The following is a 17,209-nucleotide window of genomic DNA, read 5'->3' on the forward strand; positions in this document are numbered from 1 at the left end:
TCGATGAAGAATGTTTTCGCAGCGATCTGGTTGATGATCGCTTGCCTGTTCCTGTGTGGTTTCCTGCTGATCTGGGTGGATAACGATCTGGTCAGTATTGGCTCCGAACCGACCCGGTGGAGGGTTACCGCAGCACTTATGGGGGGCGGTTTGTTGCTGCTCTTTCTGCAATGGATGGGGCTGCTGGGGCTTGGCAAGCTGGGCGCGACCGACTTTTCTGCTCCGTTGCGCAAAAGGCCGCCTCAGCCGCTCTACCGTGCCGAGACGCCCGCTGCAGGCACCCTCGGTCGCTACTTGCATGAACGCTACGGCCCCTTCTGGCGTCGCAAGACCCGCCTGCTGCTGATCGCCGGCGAACCCGCCGAGATCGAGGCCATCGCCCCGGGCCTGGCCGAGCAGCGCTGGCTGGTAGGTGAGCACACCGTGCTGCTTTGGGCCGGTAGCCTGCAAGCGGACCCCGATCCCGCCGACCTGGCCCTGTGGCGCAGCCTGAGTCGCTGGCGCGGTCTGGACGGTGTGGTCTGGGCCCTGACCCGTGAGCAGAGCATCGATGAAAACGCCATGGGCACTTGTCAGGAGGGGCTTCGCTCACTGGCGGGTGCGCTGCACTGGCACCTGCCGCTGTACCTCTGGGAAGTCCGCACCAGCAAGTGGTCCCAGGACGGCCGCGAAACCCAGCCCGTCGGCTGTTTGCTGCCGCCGAAGGCCACCACCGCCAGCCTGGAAGACCAACTGACCGCCCTGGTCGAGCCCCTGCGCGTTACCGGCCTGGCCCAGATGCGCAAGAACATGAACCACGACTTCCTCCTGCGCCTGTCCAACGACCTGCACCACAACGGCATCCCTCGTTGGCTGACGGTACTGCGCCCATGGCTGGTCTCCGGGATTCGTGGCGTGGACCTGCGCGGCCTGTGGTTCGGCCCGGTCTTCGCGCCGCGTACCGACGACAAGCTCGGTCACCTCTGGATCACCGAAAAACCTTGGCAAGCCCTGATCGATGACAAGACCCGCCCGCGCCGTTTCGGCTGGCAGGCCCCGCGCATCGCCTATGCGACGTTCATGGTTTTCGCGCTGGTGTGGGGCGCCGGAATGGCCTTGTCCTTCACCACCAACCGCCAGCAGATTCTCGACGTGCAAACCCTGCTGACCACGCTGGACCAGGCCGGGCAGGGCGATGCCCAGTTGCTGGCTTTGCACGAACTGGTCCGCCAACTGGATCGCCTCGACTACCGCTCCCAGGAAGGCCCGCCGTGGTACCTGCGTTTCGGCCTCAGCCAGAACCAGGACCTGCTCGACACCCTGTGGCCGCGCTATGTCGAGCTCAATGCCCGGCTGCTGCGCGACCCCGCCGTAGCGCTGCTGCAAGCCAGGCTCGACGCGCTGGTGCGCCTGCCACCGGACAGCCCCGAGCGCGCCCGGCGTGCCAGTCAATCCTATGAGCAACTCAAGGCCTGGCTGATGATGGCCCGGCCGGAAAAGGTCGATCCGGGCTATCTGGTGCGGGTGATGGGCGAGCTGGAGCCTGAGCGCGAGGGCATATCGCCCGGAGCCTGGGACACCTTGGCGCCAGGGTTATGGAAGTTCTACGCCGAGCACCTTGAAGCCCACCCGACGGCAAACCTCGATCCTCTTCTGCTGGGCCAGGCGCGCCAGGTCCTGCTCGGTCAACTGGGCCAGCGCAACGCCGAAGCCACCCTCTACCAACAGGTCCTCGAACGCGCCACCAGCCACTACCCGGACCTGCACCTGAACCAGATGCTCGGCGACACCGAGGCCACGCTGTTCACCACCCCAAAGAGCGTCCCCGGGGTCTTCACCCGCGAGGCCTGGGAAGGCGAGATTCGCAAGGCCATCGACGACATTGCCGAAGCCCGCCGCGAAGAGATCGACTGGGTGCTCAGCGACAACCATGGCGAAGTCGCCAGCGACCTGACCCCCGAGGTCCTCAAGCAACGCCTCACCACCCGCTATTTCCGTGACTACAGCAGCGCCTGGCTGGCCTTTCTCAACAGCCTGCGCTGGCAGCGGGCGGGAAGCCTGTCGGAGGTGATCGACCAACTGACGGTAATGAGCGATGTGCGCCTGTCGCCGCTGCTGGCGCTGATGGACACCCTGGCCTGGCAGGGCCGCGCCGGCACCCGTGAACAGGCGCTTGCCGATTCGCTGCTGCAATCTGCCCAGGAATTGCTCGGCAAGGACAAAGACAAGGCCCAACTGGTCGAGCGCGTCGCCGCCCACCTCGACAGCCCGCTGGACGACACCTTCGGCCCGCTGCTGGCGGTGCTTGGCAAGGAAGAAGCGCAAAGCGGCGAAGAGCGCCTGACCCTGCAAGCCTTCCTCACCCGCGTTACCCGGGTACGCCTGAAGCTCCAGCAGATCAGCAACGCCGCCGACCCCCGCGAATCCACCCAGGCCCTGGCCCAGACCGTGTTCCAGGGCAAGAGCGTGGACCTCAGCGACACCCGCGCCTACGGCAGCCTGCTCTCCGCCAGCCTCGGCGCCGAATGGGGCTCGATGGGCGAAACCCTGTTCGTGCAACCGCTGGACGAGGCCTGGCAGCGGGTGCTGCAACCTGCGGCCGCAAGCCTGAACAACCAATGGCAGCGCGCCATCGTGAGTGAATGGCGCAGCGCCTTCGATGGCCGCTATCCCTTCGCGGCAACCGACAGCGATGTCTCGCTGCCGATGCTCGGCCAGATGATCCGCAGCGATTCCGGGCGTATCGACCAGTTCCTCAGCGCCCAGCTCAATGGCGTGATGCGCAAGGAAGGCAGCCGCTGGGTGGCCGACCCGCAACACAGCCAGGGCCTGCGCTTCAACCCGCGTTTCCTGGAGGCGGTCAACCAGCTCAGCCACCTTTCGGACGTGCTCTACACGCCCGATGGCGGGCTGGGCATGAGCTTCGAACTGCGGGGCAAGCCGGTCAGCAACGTGATCGATACCCAGTTGATCCTCAATGGCGAGAAGCATCACTACTTCAACCAGAAGGAACGCTGGCAGCGCTTCTACTGGCCGGGGCAGGGCAGTCATCCGGGCACCCGAGTGCTATGGACCAGCGTGGGCAGCGATCTGCGTATGTATGGCGATTACCAGGGGACCTGGGGGCTGATCCGCTTCCTGGAGAATGCCAAGGTCACCCTGCTGGACGATGGCGCCAGCCGTTACCACCTGGAGGTGCGGGCACCGGATGGCAAGGCACTGACCTGGCATCTGCGCACGGAGTTGGGCGAGGGGCCACTGGCGTTGTTGCGGTTGCGGGGGTTCAAGTTGCCGGCGCAGATCTTTCTGGAAGGCAAAGACAAAAGGGAAGTTACGGTCAGAGACTTGTAGGAAATTTCCTATTAAAGCATGGAAAAATCCCAGCGTAGGCTCGAGCCGTAGAACTATTAGCTGAGATCACTTACTGTCCGGTGCGGGAAAGATACTCGCGTAGAGCAAAACATAACTAATAACAATCCGGTGCACTCTATTAGTGCCGCAGTTGCCATTTCGATTTCCAAGGGTAGAAATGAAAATTCTAAAAATTGCCACATACCTGTTCCTGCTGATTGGGGGGCTCGCTGTCCTCGGTGCGGTTATCTCCTATCAGAACACCCAGCACTTCATCGCCAGCGCAAAGTCTGCCACCGGCGTGGTCGTCGACTTGCAGGCAGAGGTCCGGGACAACTCCACCACCCTGCGCCCGGTGGTGGTGTTCAGGGACGACAATGGCAAGCCGGTACGCTTCAGCTCCAGTGTGAGCAGCTACCCACCGGCCTACCAGAAGGGCGAGAGCGTCACGGTGATGTACCCGCCGAATCAGCCGGAAGATGCCCGTATAGACAGTTTTTCGGAGCATTGGGCGGTGAGCCTGGTGCTGCTGGTCGTGGGCCTGCCGTTCCTGTTGATCGGGCTCCTCATGATGCTGTTCGGTCTGCGGCGAAAGCGTAACAAGGAGTATCTGCACAAGAACGGTATCGAGGTGCAGGCAGACCTTCAGGAAGTGCGGCGCAACCGCACTGTATCGGTGAATGGCAATAACCCGTTCGTTATCGTGTGCCATTGGGTCAATCCGCAGACTTCGCAGTTTCATGTCTTCGAAAGCGAGAATATCTGGTTCGAACCGTCCCGTTATATCAATGGCGAAAAGATCCGCGTTCTGCTGGATGAACGCAACTCCCGCAACTACCACGTGGATATTTCATTCCTGCCGAACGTTGTGGTCTGAGCGGCCTGAAGTCCATTGCGAGGGAAATCCATGAGCCTGCCATCTCTTATCGATAGTTGCTTCGGCGACCGTGATCCGCTGTCCCTGGCTCGCAAGGAGGCGCAGCGCTGGCAGGACTGGCTGCTGCCCATCGACGGCACCTCGGCGGTCGGCGCTGACCCGGCCTCCGAGGATGATTTCCAGCAGATGCGCGAGGAGGTCAACAAGCTCTCCGGGGCCGACCCGCAGCAAGTGGCGGAGCTGGCCCGGAGACTGTTGCAGACCCGCTGCAAGGACCTGCGGGTCGCCACGTACTACCTCTGGGCCCGTCTGCAACGGGATGGCGAGGCCGGCCTGGCCGATGGCTTGAGCCTGCTGGCGGCGCTGCTCGAACGCTTTGCCGGCGATGTCCTGCCCGCCCGAGGCAATGCCCGGCGCATGGCCCTGGAATGGCTGGCCACGGCCAAGGTCCTGGACGGCCTGGCGCAGTTCCCGGCGGTGGTCCGGGAGGAGGCCGAACGTACCGTGGCAGCCCTGGCCTGGCTGGACAAGACCGTGCAAGCCTGGCCTGAGGCACAGCGCCCTGACCTTGGTTCGCTGTACTCGGTGTTGTCATTGCGCCTGAATCAGTCCGGCGGAGTGACGGCTGTGGTCCCGCAGAACACCACGGCGCAGGACCCGACCGCTGCTGATTCCGCGACGCCGATTCAGGCACCCAGATCCGGCCGCGACCTGCTGGACAGCGGTCGCCTGCTGGCCGGCTGGCTGCGCGAGCAACCCGAAGGCTGGCTGGCGGCCCATCGCCTGATGCGCAGCCTGCGCTGGGACACCCTGCAGGAAACCCCGCCCCACGATACCCGGGGCTGCACCCATCTGTATGCGCCCCGCGCAACCCTGATCACCCAGCTCAAGCGCCTGCACACCCGGCAGCGCTGGGAGGAGTTGCTGGAACAGGTCGAGGACGCGTTCGCCGAAGCGGTCAATCATTTCTGGCTCGACCTGCATTGGTACCTGCACCAGGCCCTGACGCATCTACCGGAGCCTCGGCGGAGCTGGGCCGGCATCATCCAGCGCGACCTCGGCATGTTTCTCGAACGCTTGCCCGGCCTGGAAGCCTTGTGCTGGGAGGACGGTTCACCCCTGGCCGAGGAGGCGACCCGTGAATGGATCGCCCGCGAGGTCAGCGGCAACCGGCCCGAAAACTGGCTGCCGGCTCCCGGCAACGATGCGGCCCCGGCCCGGGACGACATCCTGGCACTGGAAAGCGAAGCCCTTGCCCAGGCCGACAGCGAGGGCGTCGAGCAGGCCCTGGCCTGGCTGGCCGGGCGTCCGGAGGTGCGTTCGGGACGTCAGCGCTGGCTGCTGCGCCTGCTGATGGCGCGGATTGCCGAGCAGTACGGCAAGAGCGACCTGGCCCTGCATCTGCTGGGCGAACTGGACGAGATCGGTGAGCGCCAGGGCCTGCGCGACTGGGAGCCCGACCTGCATTTCGAGATCAAGGCCCGCCTGCTCAGGCTGCTGCGCCTTAGGGCCCAGCGCGGTGATGTCGACCGTGCCGCGCTGGCCCGGCGGATGGACGCCCAGCTCGCCGCCCTGGTGGCCATCGACCCGGTACGTGCCGCCGTGCTGTGCGGCTGACTTTCTCTTGAACGGAACCTGACTCCCTTGACCATCGACAACCTGACCCTGCGCTATTTCGATGCCGAAATGCGCTACCTGCGTGAGGCAGGCAAGGAATTCGCCGAAGCGTTTCCTGATCGCGCCGCGCACCTCAACCTGGACCGGACCGGCGCCCGCGACCCTTTCGTCGAACGGCTGCTGGAAGGCTTCGCCTTTCTCATGGGGCGGCTGCGGGAAAAACTCGATGACGACCTGCCCGAGCTGACCGAAGGGCTGGTCAGCCTGCTCTGGCCCCATTACCTGCGGACCATCCCGTCGCTGGCGATCGTCGAGTTGATCCCGGATCTGCAGCAGATGAAGGCGCAGGCCTCGATTCCGCGCGGCTTCGCCGTGCAATCGCAACCGATCGGTCCCAAGCGTACCCGGTGCAGCTATCTCACCACCCGGGACATGCGTCTCCAACCCTTCGCCGTCAGCGCTTTTGGCCTCGACTACCAGGCGGATGGCCGTACCGTGCTGCGCTTGCGCCTGGATCGCAGTGCGCTTGAGACGCTCCCGGGGCCGCAGCGCCTGGAGCTCTATCTCAACGCCGAGCCGGCCATGGCGTGCGCCCTGCACAAGGCGCTGACGCTGGACCAGCCGGAGCTTTACATTCGCCAGGCGGGAGACGTGCAGCGTCGACGTCTGCACGGCCACTTCTCACCCGCCGGCTTTGCCGAGGAAGACCGTCTCTGGGCCAAGGGCGACAGTGCATTCAGCGGCTATCAGCTCTTGCTGGAGTACTTCGGTTTTCGCGAGAAGTTCATGTTCGTGACCCTGCATGGGCTGGAGCGTTGGCAACTGGCTGCCGGTGCCCGCTGGTTCGAGGTGGAGGTCGTGTTGCCCGAGCCGTGGTCCCACAGCGTCAATCCGGCGCTCGAACATATACGCTTGAACGCCGTGCCGGTGATCAATCTGTTCCCGCTCGAGTGCGATCCCCTGCAACTGGATCCGCTGCAATCGGGCTATTTGTTGCGCCCTCAACGCCTGCAGGATGGCCATACCGAAATCTACTCGGTGGATGCCGTTTCCACGATGGGGGAGGGAGGGGCTCGCGACTATGTTTCGTTCAGCAGCTTCCGCCACAAGGGCGGAATGCTCCGGGAAGAGGCATCGGAGCGCTATTTCCATAGTCGGGTGAAAGTGGGGCCCGCTGGCTTGCACGACACCTGGCTGATTCTGGGGGGCGAAGGCTTCGAGACGGAAGATTGTGTCGCTGGCAGAAGCCTGTCCCTGAGCCTGACCGGGACCAATGGCCAACTGCCGCGCAAGGCCCTGCAGAGCACGCTGCTCGATAGTCATCAGCAGTCGGAGCACGGCAGCCTGCGCGTGCGCAACCTCACCGCCCCGACCCTGCCGTGCTACCCCCCCAGCCGCGACCGCTTCCACTGGCGCGTGCTCAGCCACCTCGGCTCGAACTTCCTGCCCATGCTCGACAGCGCCGAGGTCCTGCGTGGCACCCTGGCGCTGTATGACTGGGGTGACAACGAACTCAACCGCCGGCGCCTGGCGGCCATCGTCGAGGTGCGCCATCACCTGATCCAGCGCTACGACAAAGGCTTCCTGCTGCGCGGCGTGGATATCGAAGTGACCCTGGACGCCGACGGTTTCTGCGGCGAGGGCGATATCGCCCTGTTCGGCGAGCTGCTCAACCGCTTCTTCGCCTTGTATGCCGATATCCATTTGTTCAACCAGCTCACGCTGATCCTGCAACCGACCGGGAAGACCCTGCGATGGAACGAGAACCACAGCCAGCGGATCCCCGGCTGAACGCCGCCGAACTGCTCCGCGCCCTGCAGGGGCGGGTGGCCGAGGCCGACCTGTACCGCTTTTGCCAGTTGCTGGAAAACGCTTCATCCGGCCTGCCGCCGCTGGGCAGCACCCATGATCCGGCCGACGATCCGGTGCGGTTCCGCCCCGATCCCGGCATGGGCTTTCCCGGCGGCGAGCTGCGCGCCATCGAGTTCGACGAGCGGGCGCCGCAGCGTCCGGCGACGGTACGCACCCGCTTGCTGGGGCTGTATGGCGTGGATTCGCCGTTGCCTACGGCCTACCTGGACGACATCGCCTGCCGCCGTGAAGGCCACGAGGCGCTGGAGTCCTTCCTGGATATGTTCAACCACCGGATCTTCACCCAGTTCTACCGGATCTGGCGCAAGTACTCCTATCCGGCCACCTTCGAGGCGGGTGGCCGCGACGCCACCTCGCAGTGCCTGCTGGGCCTGATCGGCCTGGGCATACCGGGGACGGCCGAGCGCATCGCCACGCCGGTCTCGCGTTTTCTTGCGTTGCTCTCGGTCATGCGCCTGCCGACCCGCAATGCCGAAGGGGTCACCGCGCTGGTCACGCTGCTGGCGAGCCATACCCGGGTGCGGGTCCAGGGGCACTGGCCGCGTACTGTCCACCTGACGCCGGCTCCGGGACTGGGCCACGGCCGCCCGACCTACCTGAACCAAAGCACGCCGCTGGGCGCGGTGGCCCGGGATGCCAGCAGCCAGTTGCTGCTGGTGCTCTCGACCGAGGATCCCCGGGAAGCCCGTGACTGGCTGCCCGGCGGGCACCTGCACAGTGATCTGCTGGTGCTGCTGCGGGTGTACCTGGGCTGGCGCTGTACCGCGCGCCTGCATCTGTCACTGCCGCTGCACAGCCTGGCGCCGGCAGCCCTGGGAGGCAGCACCGCCTTGCTCGGCATGACTGCGGTACTCGGGCCACTCGGCGACGACCGGCAGGCCAGCATCACCATCAATCTGGGCCGCTACGAAGGCCTGAAGAACAACCCTCGGGAAAGGAAAAGTGAAGATGTGGCGTACCGTTTCTAGGGCATCGATTTTTGCACTGGCTGTTTCGCTGGGCGGCTGCGGGCTGTTCCAGGGCATCACCGACGGCACCCGCGACACTGCACAGGCAGTGTTCTACAAGCAGGTGAAGACCCTGCACCTGGATTTCAGTGGCCGCTCGGCGCTGAACACCGGTCTGCAGGACATGAATGCGCTGTCTGTCCCGGCCCTGGTGCGGGTCTACCAGTTGCGCGACCAGAAGGCCTTGCACAAGGCCAGCTACGAAGAACTGCTGGACGACAGCCAGAAGGCGCTTGGCGCCGACCTGCTGGATCAGCGCGCAGTGGTGGTGACGCCCGAGCAGGGCGCGCAACTGAACATGCCGATGCACCGGGATGCCAGGCATGTGGCCGTGGTCGCACTGTTTCGCTTCCCGGAGCCGCAGGCCGGCACCTGGCGCCTGGTGTTGCAACGTGATGACCTCGATCCGGACCAGGCCCGGGTCATCGAGCTGGGCGACAACCACCTCAGCCTGCGACCCGAGGAGGGCTGAGCCTTGAGCGATCATCCGCCCTCGCTTTACGAGGTGCTGCTGGGCAACTTCAGTGGCGAGCTGGACCTGCACCACATCGACGAACAGGACCAGCATGTGCTGTCGGTACTGGACAACCTGCAGCGCATTTTCAACAGCCGCGCCGGCAGCCTGGCGCACCTGCCGGACCTTGGCCTGCCTGACATGGGGCAAGTCCTGCAGAGCCTGGCACCTGCCGCCAACGGTGTGCTCGACGCCATGCGCAAGACGGTGGGTGTCTACGAGCCACGCCTGTCCCATCTGCGCATCGAGGCTGCTCCCCTGACGCGACCGGGCCATCTGGAATACCGGCTCCACGCCCGTCTGAAAAACGGCGAAGCAGTCACCTTCGACACGTCCCTGGCCGGCGGTGGCCGCGTGCTGATCCGCCACCTCAAGCGCCAGGATCACCTGGCTACCTGAAGCCTCATGATAAGGAGCGCCGGATGACGGCACTATTCGCAGCGCAGGTCCGCCTTGGCGGCGATCCGCGGCACCTCGAAGCGTTCAAGCACCTGTGTACCGAGTTGGCAAAGCTGAATCATCCCGCCTGCCCGGATGTGCACTGGGAGCGGGTGGAGGGTTTGTGCCTTGCGCTTTTCAAGGAGAACGGCATCGACCTGCAATCGGGCGTGGCCTTCGTCCTTGCCCTTGGCAACCAGCGCGGGGCAGAGGGCCTGGTGCAAGGGTTCGCATTGCTCGAAGAGCTTGCGCGGCAATGGCCAGGCATCTGGCCGAAGGCTGACGCGACGCGGCTGGAGATCCTCGATTGGCTGTGCCAGCAGGTGCTGGTAATGCTGCGCGGATTGAGTGTCGCGCCCACTTCCTTGACCCGGGTGATGCAGCTGGAGGCGCAAGTGCGCAGCCTGCAGGACCTGTTGCGTGGGCACGTCAGTCAGGCGCCGGCCGGGCTGCAGTCGCTGGACCAGTACCTTGCCGGGTTCCTGCAACACCTCGAACGCAGTCGCTTGCCGCTACCGATGGCGTTGCCGGGCGCAGTTGGGAGCGAGACGCAGGTGGTCATGCCGCTGTTCGTCCTGCCGCCTGTGCCGGTACCGTCGCCGTTCGTCATCGAGCCGCGCCGGGGCAAGCCCCGTCTGCTCCTGGGGCTTGGTACCGCTGTTCTGCTGGCCGCGATGGCGGGATGGGCGGGGTGGGCCCATTGGCAGTCGGACCTGCGCGAGACTGCACGTCTTTCCGAGGTCGTCAGCCTGGGCGCCCTGACGCTGTTCGAGGCGGGCCGCGCCGAGCTGAAAGCCGATTCGACCATGGCATTGATGGCGGCGCTTTTGGGCATAACGGCACATCCGGGCCGGTTGATCGTCATTACCGGGCATGCCGACAGTAGCGGTGACAGTGCTCGCAACCGCGAGCTGTCGCGTGACCGCGCCCTGGCCGTGCGGGCCTGGATCCAGCGCATGAGCGACCTCCCCGACGATTGCTTCGCCATTCGCCATGCCGCCGACAGCCAGCCCGTCGCCAGCAATGACCACGCGCCGGGGCGTGCTGCCAACCGGCGCGTGGATATCCATCTGTTGCCTGAGGCCCAGGGCTGTGGGGCGTGAATCGTCAGGCCTGGCCGCAGGCCTGCGCACCGAGCCCCTGCCGGCGTGAACGCATCACCCCCAGCAACGCAATGCCCCCCGCCAACGCCAGCGTCGCCGTCACTTCCAGGCGGTGCGCCGGCATCACGAACATCACCCCCAGGGCGAACACGATAAAGGCGATCACCGCCAGGGTCAGCCAGGGGAACAGCCACATGCGGAACTCCAGCGCCTTGCCTTCGCGGCGCAGGATGCCGCGCATGCGCAGTTGCGAACAGGCGATCACCAGGTACACCAGCAGGGCGATCGACCCGGACGTGGCCAGCAGGAACTGGAACACGTGGGCCGGAGCGAAATAGTTGACCACCGTGGCGAGCATGCCGATCAAGGTGCTGGCGATCACTGCTGCGCGCGGTACGCCGCGGGATGAAGTGCGTTGCAGCAGCGCCGGGGCGTCGCCGCGTTTGCCGAGGGAGAAGACCATCCGCGAGGAGATGTAGATCGACGAGTTCAGGCAACTGGCGACCGCCACCAGCACCACCGCGTCCACCAGCAGCTTGGCGTAGGGAATCTGCATGATTTCCAGGGCGCGCTGGTAGGAGCCCTGGACCGGCAGCAGCGGGTCGTTCCACGGCACGATGGAGATGATCACGAAGATCGACAGCAGGTAGAACACGCTGATCCGCCAGATCACCGAGCGGGTGGCGCGGGCGATGTTGCCGGCGGGGTTGCTGGACTCCGAGGCGGCGATGGTCACGGCTTCGGTGCCCATGAAGCTGAACATGGTGGTGAGCAGGGCGCCGATGATCGCGGTCCAGCCGTTGGGCAGGAAGCCGCCCTGGGTCTGCAGAAGCTGGTTCAGGCCGCTGACCTCGCGACCTGGCAGGCCGCCGAGCAGGGCGAAGAAGCCCAGGCCGATGAAGGCCACGATGGCGATGATCTTGAGCATGGCGAACCAGAACTCGAACTCGCCGTACTTGCCGACGCTGGCCAGGTTGGTGGCGGTCAGGGCCACGGTCAGGCTGAGGGCGAACAGCCAGGCATCGACCTGCGGGAACCAGGCATTGAGTACCACGCCGGCGGCGATGGCTTCGATGGGGATCACCAGCACCCAGAACCACCAGTACAGCCAGCCGATGCTGAACCCGGCCCAGCGCCCGATGGCGCGGTCGGCGTAGGTGGAGAAGGAGCCGGTATCGGGGCTGGCGACCGCCATTTCCCCGAGCATGCGCATCACCAGCACCACCAGGGAGCCAGCCATGACGTAGGCAAGAATGGCGGCGGGGCCGGCGGCGGCAATGGCATGTCCGGAACCGACGAACAGCCCGGCGCCGATCACCCCGGCGATGGACAGCATGGTGACATGGCGCGGTTTGAAACCCTGCGCCAGTTGTGCACGATCACGCGACGTGGAGGGTGTATTCATCCTGAAGGCCTTTTGTTATTGGACTTGTTATGCAATGGCACTGAAGGACTGCGCTCGGGCACGCAGCGCAGCCCTGTGCCGAAGCTAGGCCGTTACGGAAGGTGTCTGTTGCCTGGGTTTGCCGCGTTCATTGCTGAAAGCGACATTGGCATGCCGGAGGGCGGCGCTGCGGCGAACACAATTCTGTGGCTCGCCCAGCTCCCTGTGTGGAGCTGGCTTGCCAGCGATGAGGCCTGGAGGACGACGAAGCCTGTTCAGCCAAGCACCGCCATCTGCCCCAACTGCTCCGGCAAGGGAAACCCCAAGGTCCGATACCGCGGCGGATACAGGCTGACCTGCTCCAGCAAGCCACCGGCCTTGCTCTCCAGCTCCGCCCATGCCACCAGCCGCGTATTGCTCACCCCGTCCGGCCCCAGTTCCACCAGGGCCACCCGGTCAGTGCGCGGCAGCAGGCTGTTTACCGTCTGCGTCCAACTGCACATGGAGAAGGTGCGACCACCGCTGTCAGCCAGCTCGTAGAGCATGTAGCTGGCGACGAACAGGTCCTCGCTGCGCGCTTCGTGGAGCTTGTCGAGCAGTTCCTTCTGCGCGTGATAGGCGCCTTGCAGCAGCAGGTGGTCGAGGGTGGCGAGGCGGGCGAGCAGCATGTCGTCACTGGATTTGAACGCCACTACGCGCTGGTCCTGGTAAGTGAAGATCTGGCTGGACACCGGGCGGCCGTTTTCCTGGGCCTTGAAGCTCAGCTCGACCATCTGCCGCAACGCCGCCGGGTCATGGTCGCCGGCCACCAGCAGAACGTCGTTGGTGGGGATCATGAACACCGGCTGGCCCTTGATCGGCGCCCGTTGCAGGACATCCGGGAGCAAGGCGCGGCTGACGTCGTAACCATCGTTCCAGCGGCCGATGTACAGGCCCGGGACGATCTCCTCGAACGCTTCGGCCGTGCTCGCCCGGAGGTTGTCGCGGGCGATGCCCAAGGCATCGTCCATGCTCAGGCCCCAGCCTGGTTCCGGGCCCTTGGTCAGGCTCGAGGTGGATTCCGGATGGTCGATGGCCAGGAGGATCACGCAGTCCTTGCCGAGGCTGCGGTGGATCACCTCGTAGCCGGCGCCCCCGGCTTCGCTGCGCAGATGGTGCAGGCGCACCTCTTCGAGCATGGCCAGGTTGCGGATCACCGGGCGCAGCAGCGGGCGCACCTCGTCGAGGCTGCGCGCGGCCTTGTCCCGCGAACGTAGCAGGGTCGCCACGTAGCCTTCGAGCACCGCGCTCTGTTTCGGGCGCTCGGCGTTTCGATAATCGCGAAAGGCGTTGTGCAGGTTGAAGTAGGCGCCATCGCCGTGGCGCAGCCGGAACTCGTCCGGCAGGTAGTCCAGCGGCTCTCGATAACCTGCGCTGCGGGCGGCTTCGATCATCTTGCGGGCGAAGCCGTGTTCGTCGAGGGGGCGGTTGAAGACTTTGTCGAGCAGGGCGCCGAGCATGTGGGGCTCCTCCGTGAGTGGCAGTGGTCCATGACCCCGCGCGGCAACAGCGCGAGCCTGTAGATGACCGTGCTCAGCGAGGGAAATTCACTCATAGGGGCAAACCCGTCCCGGGCAATCCTTCCAAAAACTGAACCCGGGCTTGCCTCGCGCTGCCGAAATCCCTGATAAAGACTCGTTTCCGAGCCGATCAAGGAGGGCTTTTCCGTGTCAGACAAACCCTATACCCCGCCCAGGGTCTGGACCTGGGACAAGGCCAGCGGTGGCCAGTTCGCCAACATCAACCGGCCGATCGCCGGTGCGACCCATGAGCGCGAACTGCCCCAGGGCCGCCATCCGCTGCAGCTGTATTCCCTGGCCACACCTAACGGCGCCAAGGTCGGCATGCTGCTCGAGGAGTTGCTTGCGGCCGGCTTCAAGGACGCCGAGTACGACGCCTGGCTGATCCGTATCGGCGAGGGCGACCAGTTCGGCAGCGGCTTCGTCGAACTCAATCCCAACTCGAAAATTCCGGCGCTGCTGGACACCCGGCAGAAACCGGCGGTGCGCCTCTTCGAGTCCGGCTCGATCCTGCTGTACCTGGCCGACTCCTTCGGCGCCTTCATCCCCAAGGACCCGGCCAAGCGCGCCGAATGCCTGAACTGGCTGTTCTGGCAGATGAGCGGCGCCGGTTTCGTCGGTGGCGGCTTCGGGCATTTCTTCGCCTATGCGCCGGAAAAGTTCGAGTACCCGATCAACCGATACACCATGGAGGTCAAGCGCCTGCTCGACGTGCTGGACCGGCAATTGGCGGAAAACCGCTATGTCGCCGGGGACGAATACAGCATCGCCGATATCGCCTGCTGGCCCTGGTTCGGCGAAATGCTGCGCAACAAGGTGTATGGCGCTGCCGAATTCCTCGACGCTGCCAGCTACACCCATGTGCTGCGCTGGGCCAACGAGATTGCCGAGCGCCCGGCGGTCAAGCGCGGGCAGCGGGTGAACAAGACCTGGGGGGATGAGGCGGAGCAGTTGCCGGAGCGGCATGCGGCGAGTGATTTCGACTGATCGGCGCGGCGAGCGCAGTGGTCAGGTTCTGCAAGCCAGTCGCCAGGCCACCCAGCGCCCACCACTCACGAGCCAGACCACACCGGCAATCACCCCGACGCTGACCAGCATTCCCTGCACCCCGCCATGGCTGATCAGCTTGCCGGCGACGAAGGGGAAGCCGAACACTCCGATGAAATACGACAGGCTGAACAGCAGCAAGGCCTGCGCCGTCAGGCCCTGGGGCGCTTCATTGGCGGCGAGGCCGTTGATCACCGAGTAGTTCAGGCCATAGCCGACGCCGAGCAGTGCTGCCATCAACAGATAGCCGACGCTGTCATGTACCCAGCCGCCAAAGCCCAGTACCGCCAGGAGCATCAGGCTGGTCAGCACCCAGGCGCTGGCGAACGGATTGCGCTTGACCACCCAGCCGGCGATCAGCAGCCGACAGCAGATCGCCGCGCCCATGAAGCCGATGAAGAACAGCGAATAATCCAGCCCCAGGCTCGCCGCGTAGCTGGTCTGGAAGCTGCCCATGCCGCCGAAGATCGCGCCGCCGAGGCCGACCAGCAGGATCGAGAATGCCGAGCGTGAGCCCAGTACCCGGCCGGTGGCGGCGAGGCTGATCTGCACCCGTTCGGCGGGTTTCTGTCCGTCCAGGCCTGCACCAAGGCGCCAGAAATAGATGGCGCTCAAGGTCGCCGCCACGGCGGCACAGAAGTATGCGGTTTGCACCGGCAGGCCGCCGAGGCTGGCCAGCTTGCCCAGCAACGGTCCGCTGCCGATGCCGCTGAGCATGCTGCCGGAAAGCAGGGCGAAGCAGTGGGTGCGGCGCGCGGGCTCGACCATGGCCGCGACCATGATCGGGCCAAGGGTGTAGAAAATGCCCCAGCCAATGCCGAGCAGCACGCCGCAGGCCAGCAGGGCATTGCCCAGGCCGGGCACCAGGGCGAAGCCCAGCGAGGCCAGGACCAGGGAGGCCGCTGCCCAGGCCACGCCACGGGCAGCGCCGATGCGCTGCATCAGGTGGCCGGAAAGCAGGACTGCGACCAGGGTGGTGCACATGGCCACGGCGAAGACCTGGCCGGCGTCGCGCTCGTTACCGCCGAAGGAATGCACCAGCAGCGACAGGAGGAAGGTCGCACCGTAGGAGATGGACAGCAGGAAGCAGGCGATGCAGAACAGGGTGAAGCGGGAGCTGGCGGACATTGATACCTTCCGGGTCGGGGGAAGGTGCCGTTCTAGCATGGGCGGGGTGGGGGATTGTCATGGGAATGGTGGAGTTGAGTCAGGCAGATATTAATCTGTCGTTCGCCCGGGCCTCATCGCTGGCAAGCCAGCTCCCACAGGTATCGCGTGCGCCGCTGAACCTGTGGGAGCTGGCTTGCCAGCGATGAGGCCCTGAAGAACACTCTCAACCTCTCAGGGTGCCAACATCCGCCAACTCTCAGTGATCTCCCGACACAACCGCTTCACTCGGGAGACCCCGTCGGCTTTGGGGCGAAGCCCTGCCACCAGCCCGGTCGGTCGGCCTGTTGCTGGTAGCTCTCGACCCGATCCGCCGCACTGCCGAGCAAGGCCTCGACACTGCTGTCGCGACTGGCGACGTAGGCATCCAGCTCCTCGACGGCCCGGCTCAGGACTTCATAGCCGCCGGTAAACACCGCCGACGTCATCTCCGTGGCACAAGCCCCGGCCAACAGGAAGCGCGCCACATCCAGCCCGTTGCGCGCACCATTGGTGGCGATCAGCGGATAGTCATCGGCCATGGCCTTGCGCGTCAGCATCAGCCAGCGCGCCGTGAGGGGCAGGGCCCAGGCACCGCCGATGGCGGCACTGGTGCCCAGCAGCGGCAGGCCGGTGTCGAGGTCTGGCAGAAAGCCCATGAAGCGCCCCATCATCACCACGCTGTCAGCCCCGCCACGGCGTGCCGCCTGGGCCAGGCCGACGACATCCTCGCTTTGCCCGGTGAGCTTGATCCACAGCGGCAGGCGGGTCGCTTCGCGGATCCTGCGGACGATCGTCTCGATCCGCGCCGCACCGCGCTCCAGGACAATGGCGCCCTTGGCCGCTTCCTCGCCATGGGGCGCACCGATATTCAGCTCCAGCACCCGCAACCCGGCCTGCTCGATGCGCCGGGCAAATTCGGCGCATTGCTCCAGGTCGCTGAGGATCAGGCTCGGCACCACATAGCTGTCCAGCATCCGCGCTTCGCGGTCGAGCCCGGCCAGTTCTTCCAGCCACTGGTCGAAGTCCCGCTGGACCAGCCCGGAGCGCCCGAACAGATGCGCATCGGCCGGCGGCGCGAAGTTCCAGGGCAGGCGCCGCCAGTGGCTGTCCAGCAGCACGTAGTCGGTCTTGTCCAGCTGGGCCTTGGCGGCCTGGGACTCGTTGGTGGATTTCGCCACCACCGCCCCGGCGCCGCTGTGCAGGGCGGCGCGGATCGCCTCGGCGGTCATGGTCTGCTCGCCGGCGCCGCAGATCACCGGGTTCTTCAGGGTCAGGTTGCCGATGCGGGTGGTGAGTCGGGTCATGACGGCGC

General features: G+C 65.4%; 13 protein-coding genes. 9 read left to right on the forward strand and 4 right to left on the reverse strand.

The window, feature by feature from the left end; translation table 11 throughout:
• Positions 1-3: 3 nt before the first annotated feature.
• From AC2CQI_RS02870 to AC2CQI_RS02905, 8 genes are all read left to right on the forward strand, one after another.
• Positions 4-3,330: an ImcF-related family protein gene (locus tag AC2CQI_RS02870; protein WP_484579094.1), complete on the forward strand. Its 3,327-nt coding sequence runs from the start codon at positions 4-6 to the stop codon at positions 3,328-3,330.
• A 178-nt stretch (positions 3,331-3,508) separates the two neighbouring features.
• The gene (locus AC2CQI_RS02875) at positions 3,509-4,207 is read left to right on the forward strand and encodes a DUF3592 domain-containing protein (protein ID WP_484579095.1); all 699 of its coding nucleotides are present in this window, start codon (positions 3,509-3,511) and stop codon (positions 4,205-4,207) included.
• 30 nt (positions 4,208-4,237) lie between these two features.
• Complete coding sequence (tssA, locus tag AC2CQI_RS02880) at positions 4,238-5,824, forward strand: type VI secretion system protein TssA (protein WP_484579096.1); 1,587 nt, start codon at positions 4,238-4,240, stop codon at positions 5,822-5,824.
• A 27-nt stretch (positions 5,825-5,851) separates the two neighbouring features.
• Complete coding sequence (tssF, locus tag AC2CQI_RS02885; protein ID WP_484579097.1) at positions 5,852-7,615, forward strand: type VI secretion system baseplate subunit TssF; 1,764 nt, start codon at positions 5,852-5,854, stop codon at positions 7,613-7,615.
• Positions 7,579-8,664 (forward strand): type VI secretion system baseplate subunit TssG, encoded by a 1,086-nt coding sequence (gene tssG / locus AC2CQI_RS02890; protein WP_484579098.1) that lies wholly within the window; start codon positions 7,579-7,581, stop codon positions 8,662-8,664. The genes tssF and tssG overlap by 37 nt, the downstream gene beginning before the upstream one ends.
• On the forward strand, positions 8,645-9,175 hold the full coding sequence (gene tssJ, locus AC2CQI_RS02895; RefSeq protein WP_484579099.1) for a type VI secretion system lipoprotein TssJ: 531 nt from the start codon (positions 8,645-8,647) through the stop codon (positions 9,173-9,175). Before tssG ends, tssJ begins: the two co-directional genes overlap by 20 nt.
• A gap of 3 nt (positions 9,176-9,178) precedes the next feature.
• Positions 9,179-9,616: a type VI secretion system baseplate subunit TssE gene (gene tssE, locus AC2CQI_RS02900; RefSeq protein WP_484579100.1), complete on the forward strand. Its 438-nt coding sequence runs from the start codon at positions 9,179-9,181 to the stop codon at positions 9,614-9,616.
• A gap of 23 nt (positions 9,617-9,639) precedes the next feature.
• Positions 9,640-10,758, forward strand: a complete 1,119-nt coding sequence (locus AC2CQI_RS02905) for an OmpA family protein (RefSeq protein WP_484579101.1) — start codon at positions 9,640-9,642, stop codon at positions 10,756-10,758.
• Positions 10,759-10,762: 4 nt separating this feature from the next.
• Here AC2CQI_RS02905 and gabP read toward each other — a convergent pair whose 3' ends face one another.
• Entirely contained in the window at positions 10,763-12,163 is a 1,401-nt protein-coding gene (gabP, locus tag AC2CQI_RS02910; protein ID WP_484579102.1) for a GABA permease, read from the reverse strand.
• Between the two features lie 254 nt (positions 12,164-12,417).
• Positions 12,418-13,641, reverse strand: coding sequence for a DUF1444 domain-containing protein (locus tag AC2CQI_RS02915; RefSeq protein ID WP_484579103.1), 1,224 nt, complete (start codon positions 13,639-13,641; stop codon positions 12,418-12,420).
• 207 nt (positions 13,642-13,848) lie between these two features.
• Between AC2CQI_RS02915 and yghU the strand changes: the two genes are divergently transcribed.
• Positions 13,849-14,688 carry a glutathione-dependent disulfide-bond oxidoreductase gene (yghU, locus tag AC2CQI_RS02920; protein ID WP_484579104.1) on the forward strand — a complete coding sequence of 280 codons (840 nt, stop codon included), beginning with the start codon at positions 13,849-13,851 and terminating at the stop codon, positions 14,686-14,688.
• Between the two features lie 21 nt (positions 14,689-14,709).
• On the opposite strand, the gene AC2CQI_RS02925 is transcribed toward yghU, so the two are convergent.
• Together AC2CQI_RS02925 and AC2CQI_RS02930 are read right to left on the reverse strand one after the other, a co-directional pair.
• Positions 14,710-15,876 carry an MFS transporter gene (locus tag AC2CQI_RS02925; protein ID WP_484579105.1) on the reverse strand — a complete coding sequence of 389 codons (1,167 nt, stop codon included), beginning with the start codon at positions 15,874-15,876 and terminating at the stop codon, positions 14,710-14,712.
• Between the two features lie 263 nt (positions 15,877-16,139).
• Entirely contained in the window at positions 16,140-17,201 is a 1,062-nt protein-coding gene (locus AC2CQI_RS02930; protein ID WP_075805623.1) for a beta/alpha barrel domain-containing protein, read from the reverse strand.
• Positions 17,202-17,209: the final 8 nt, after the last annotated feature.

It is taken from the genome of Pseudomonas sp. P2S-1, assembly GCF_057197725.1.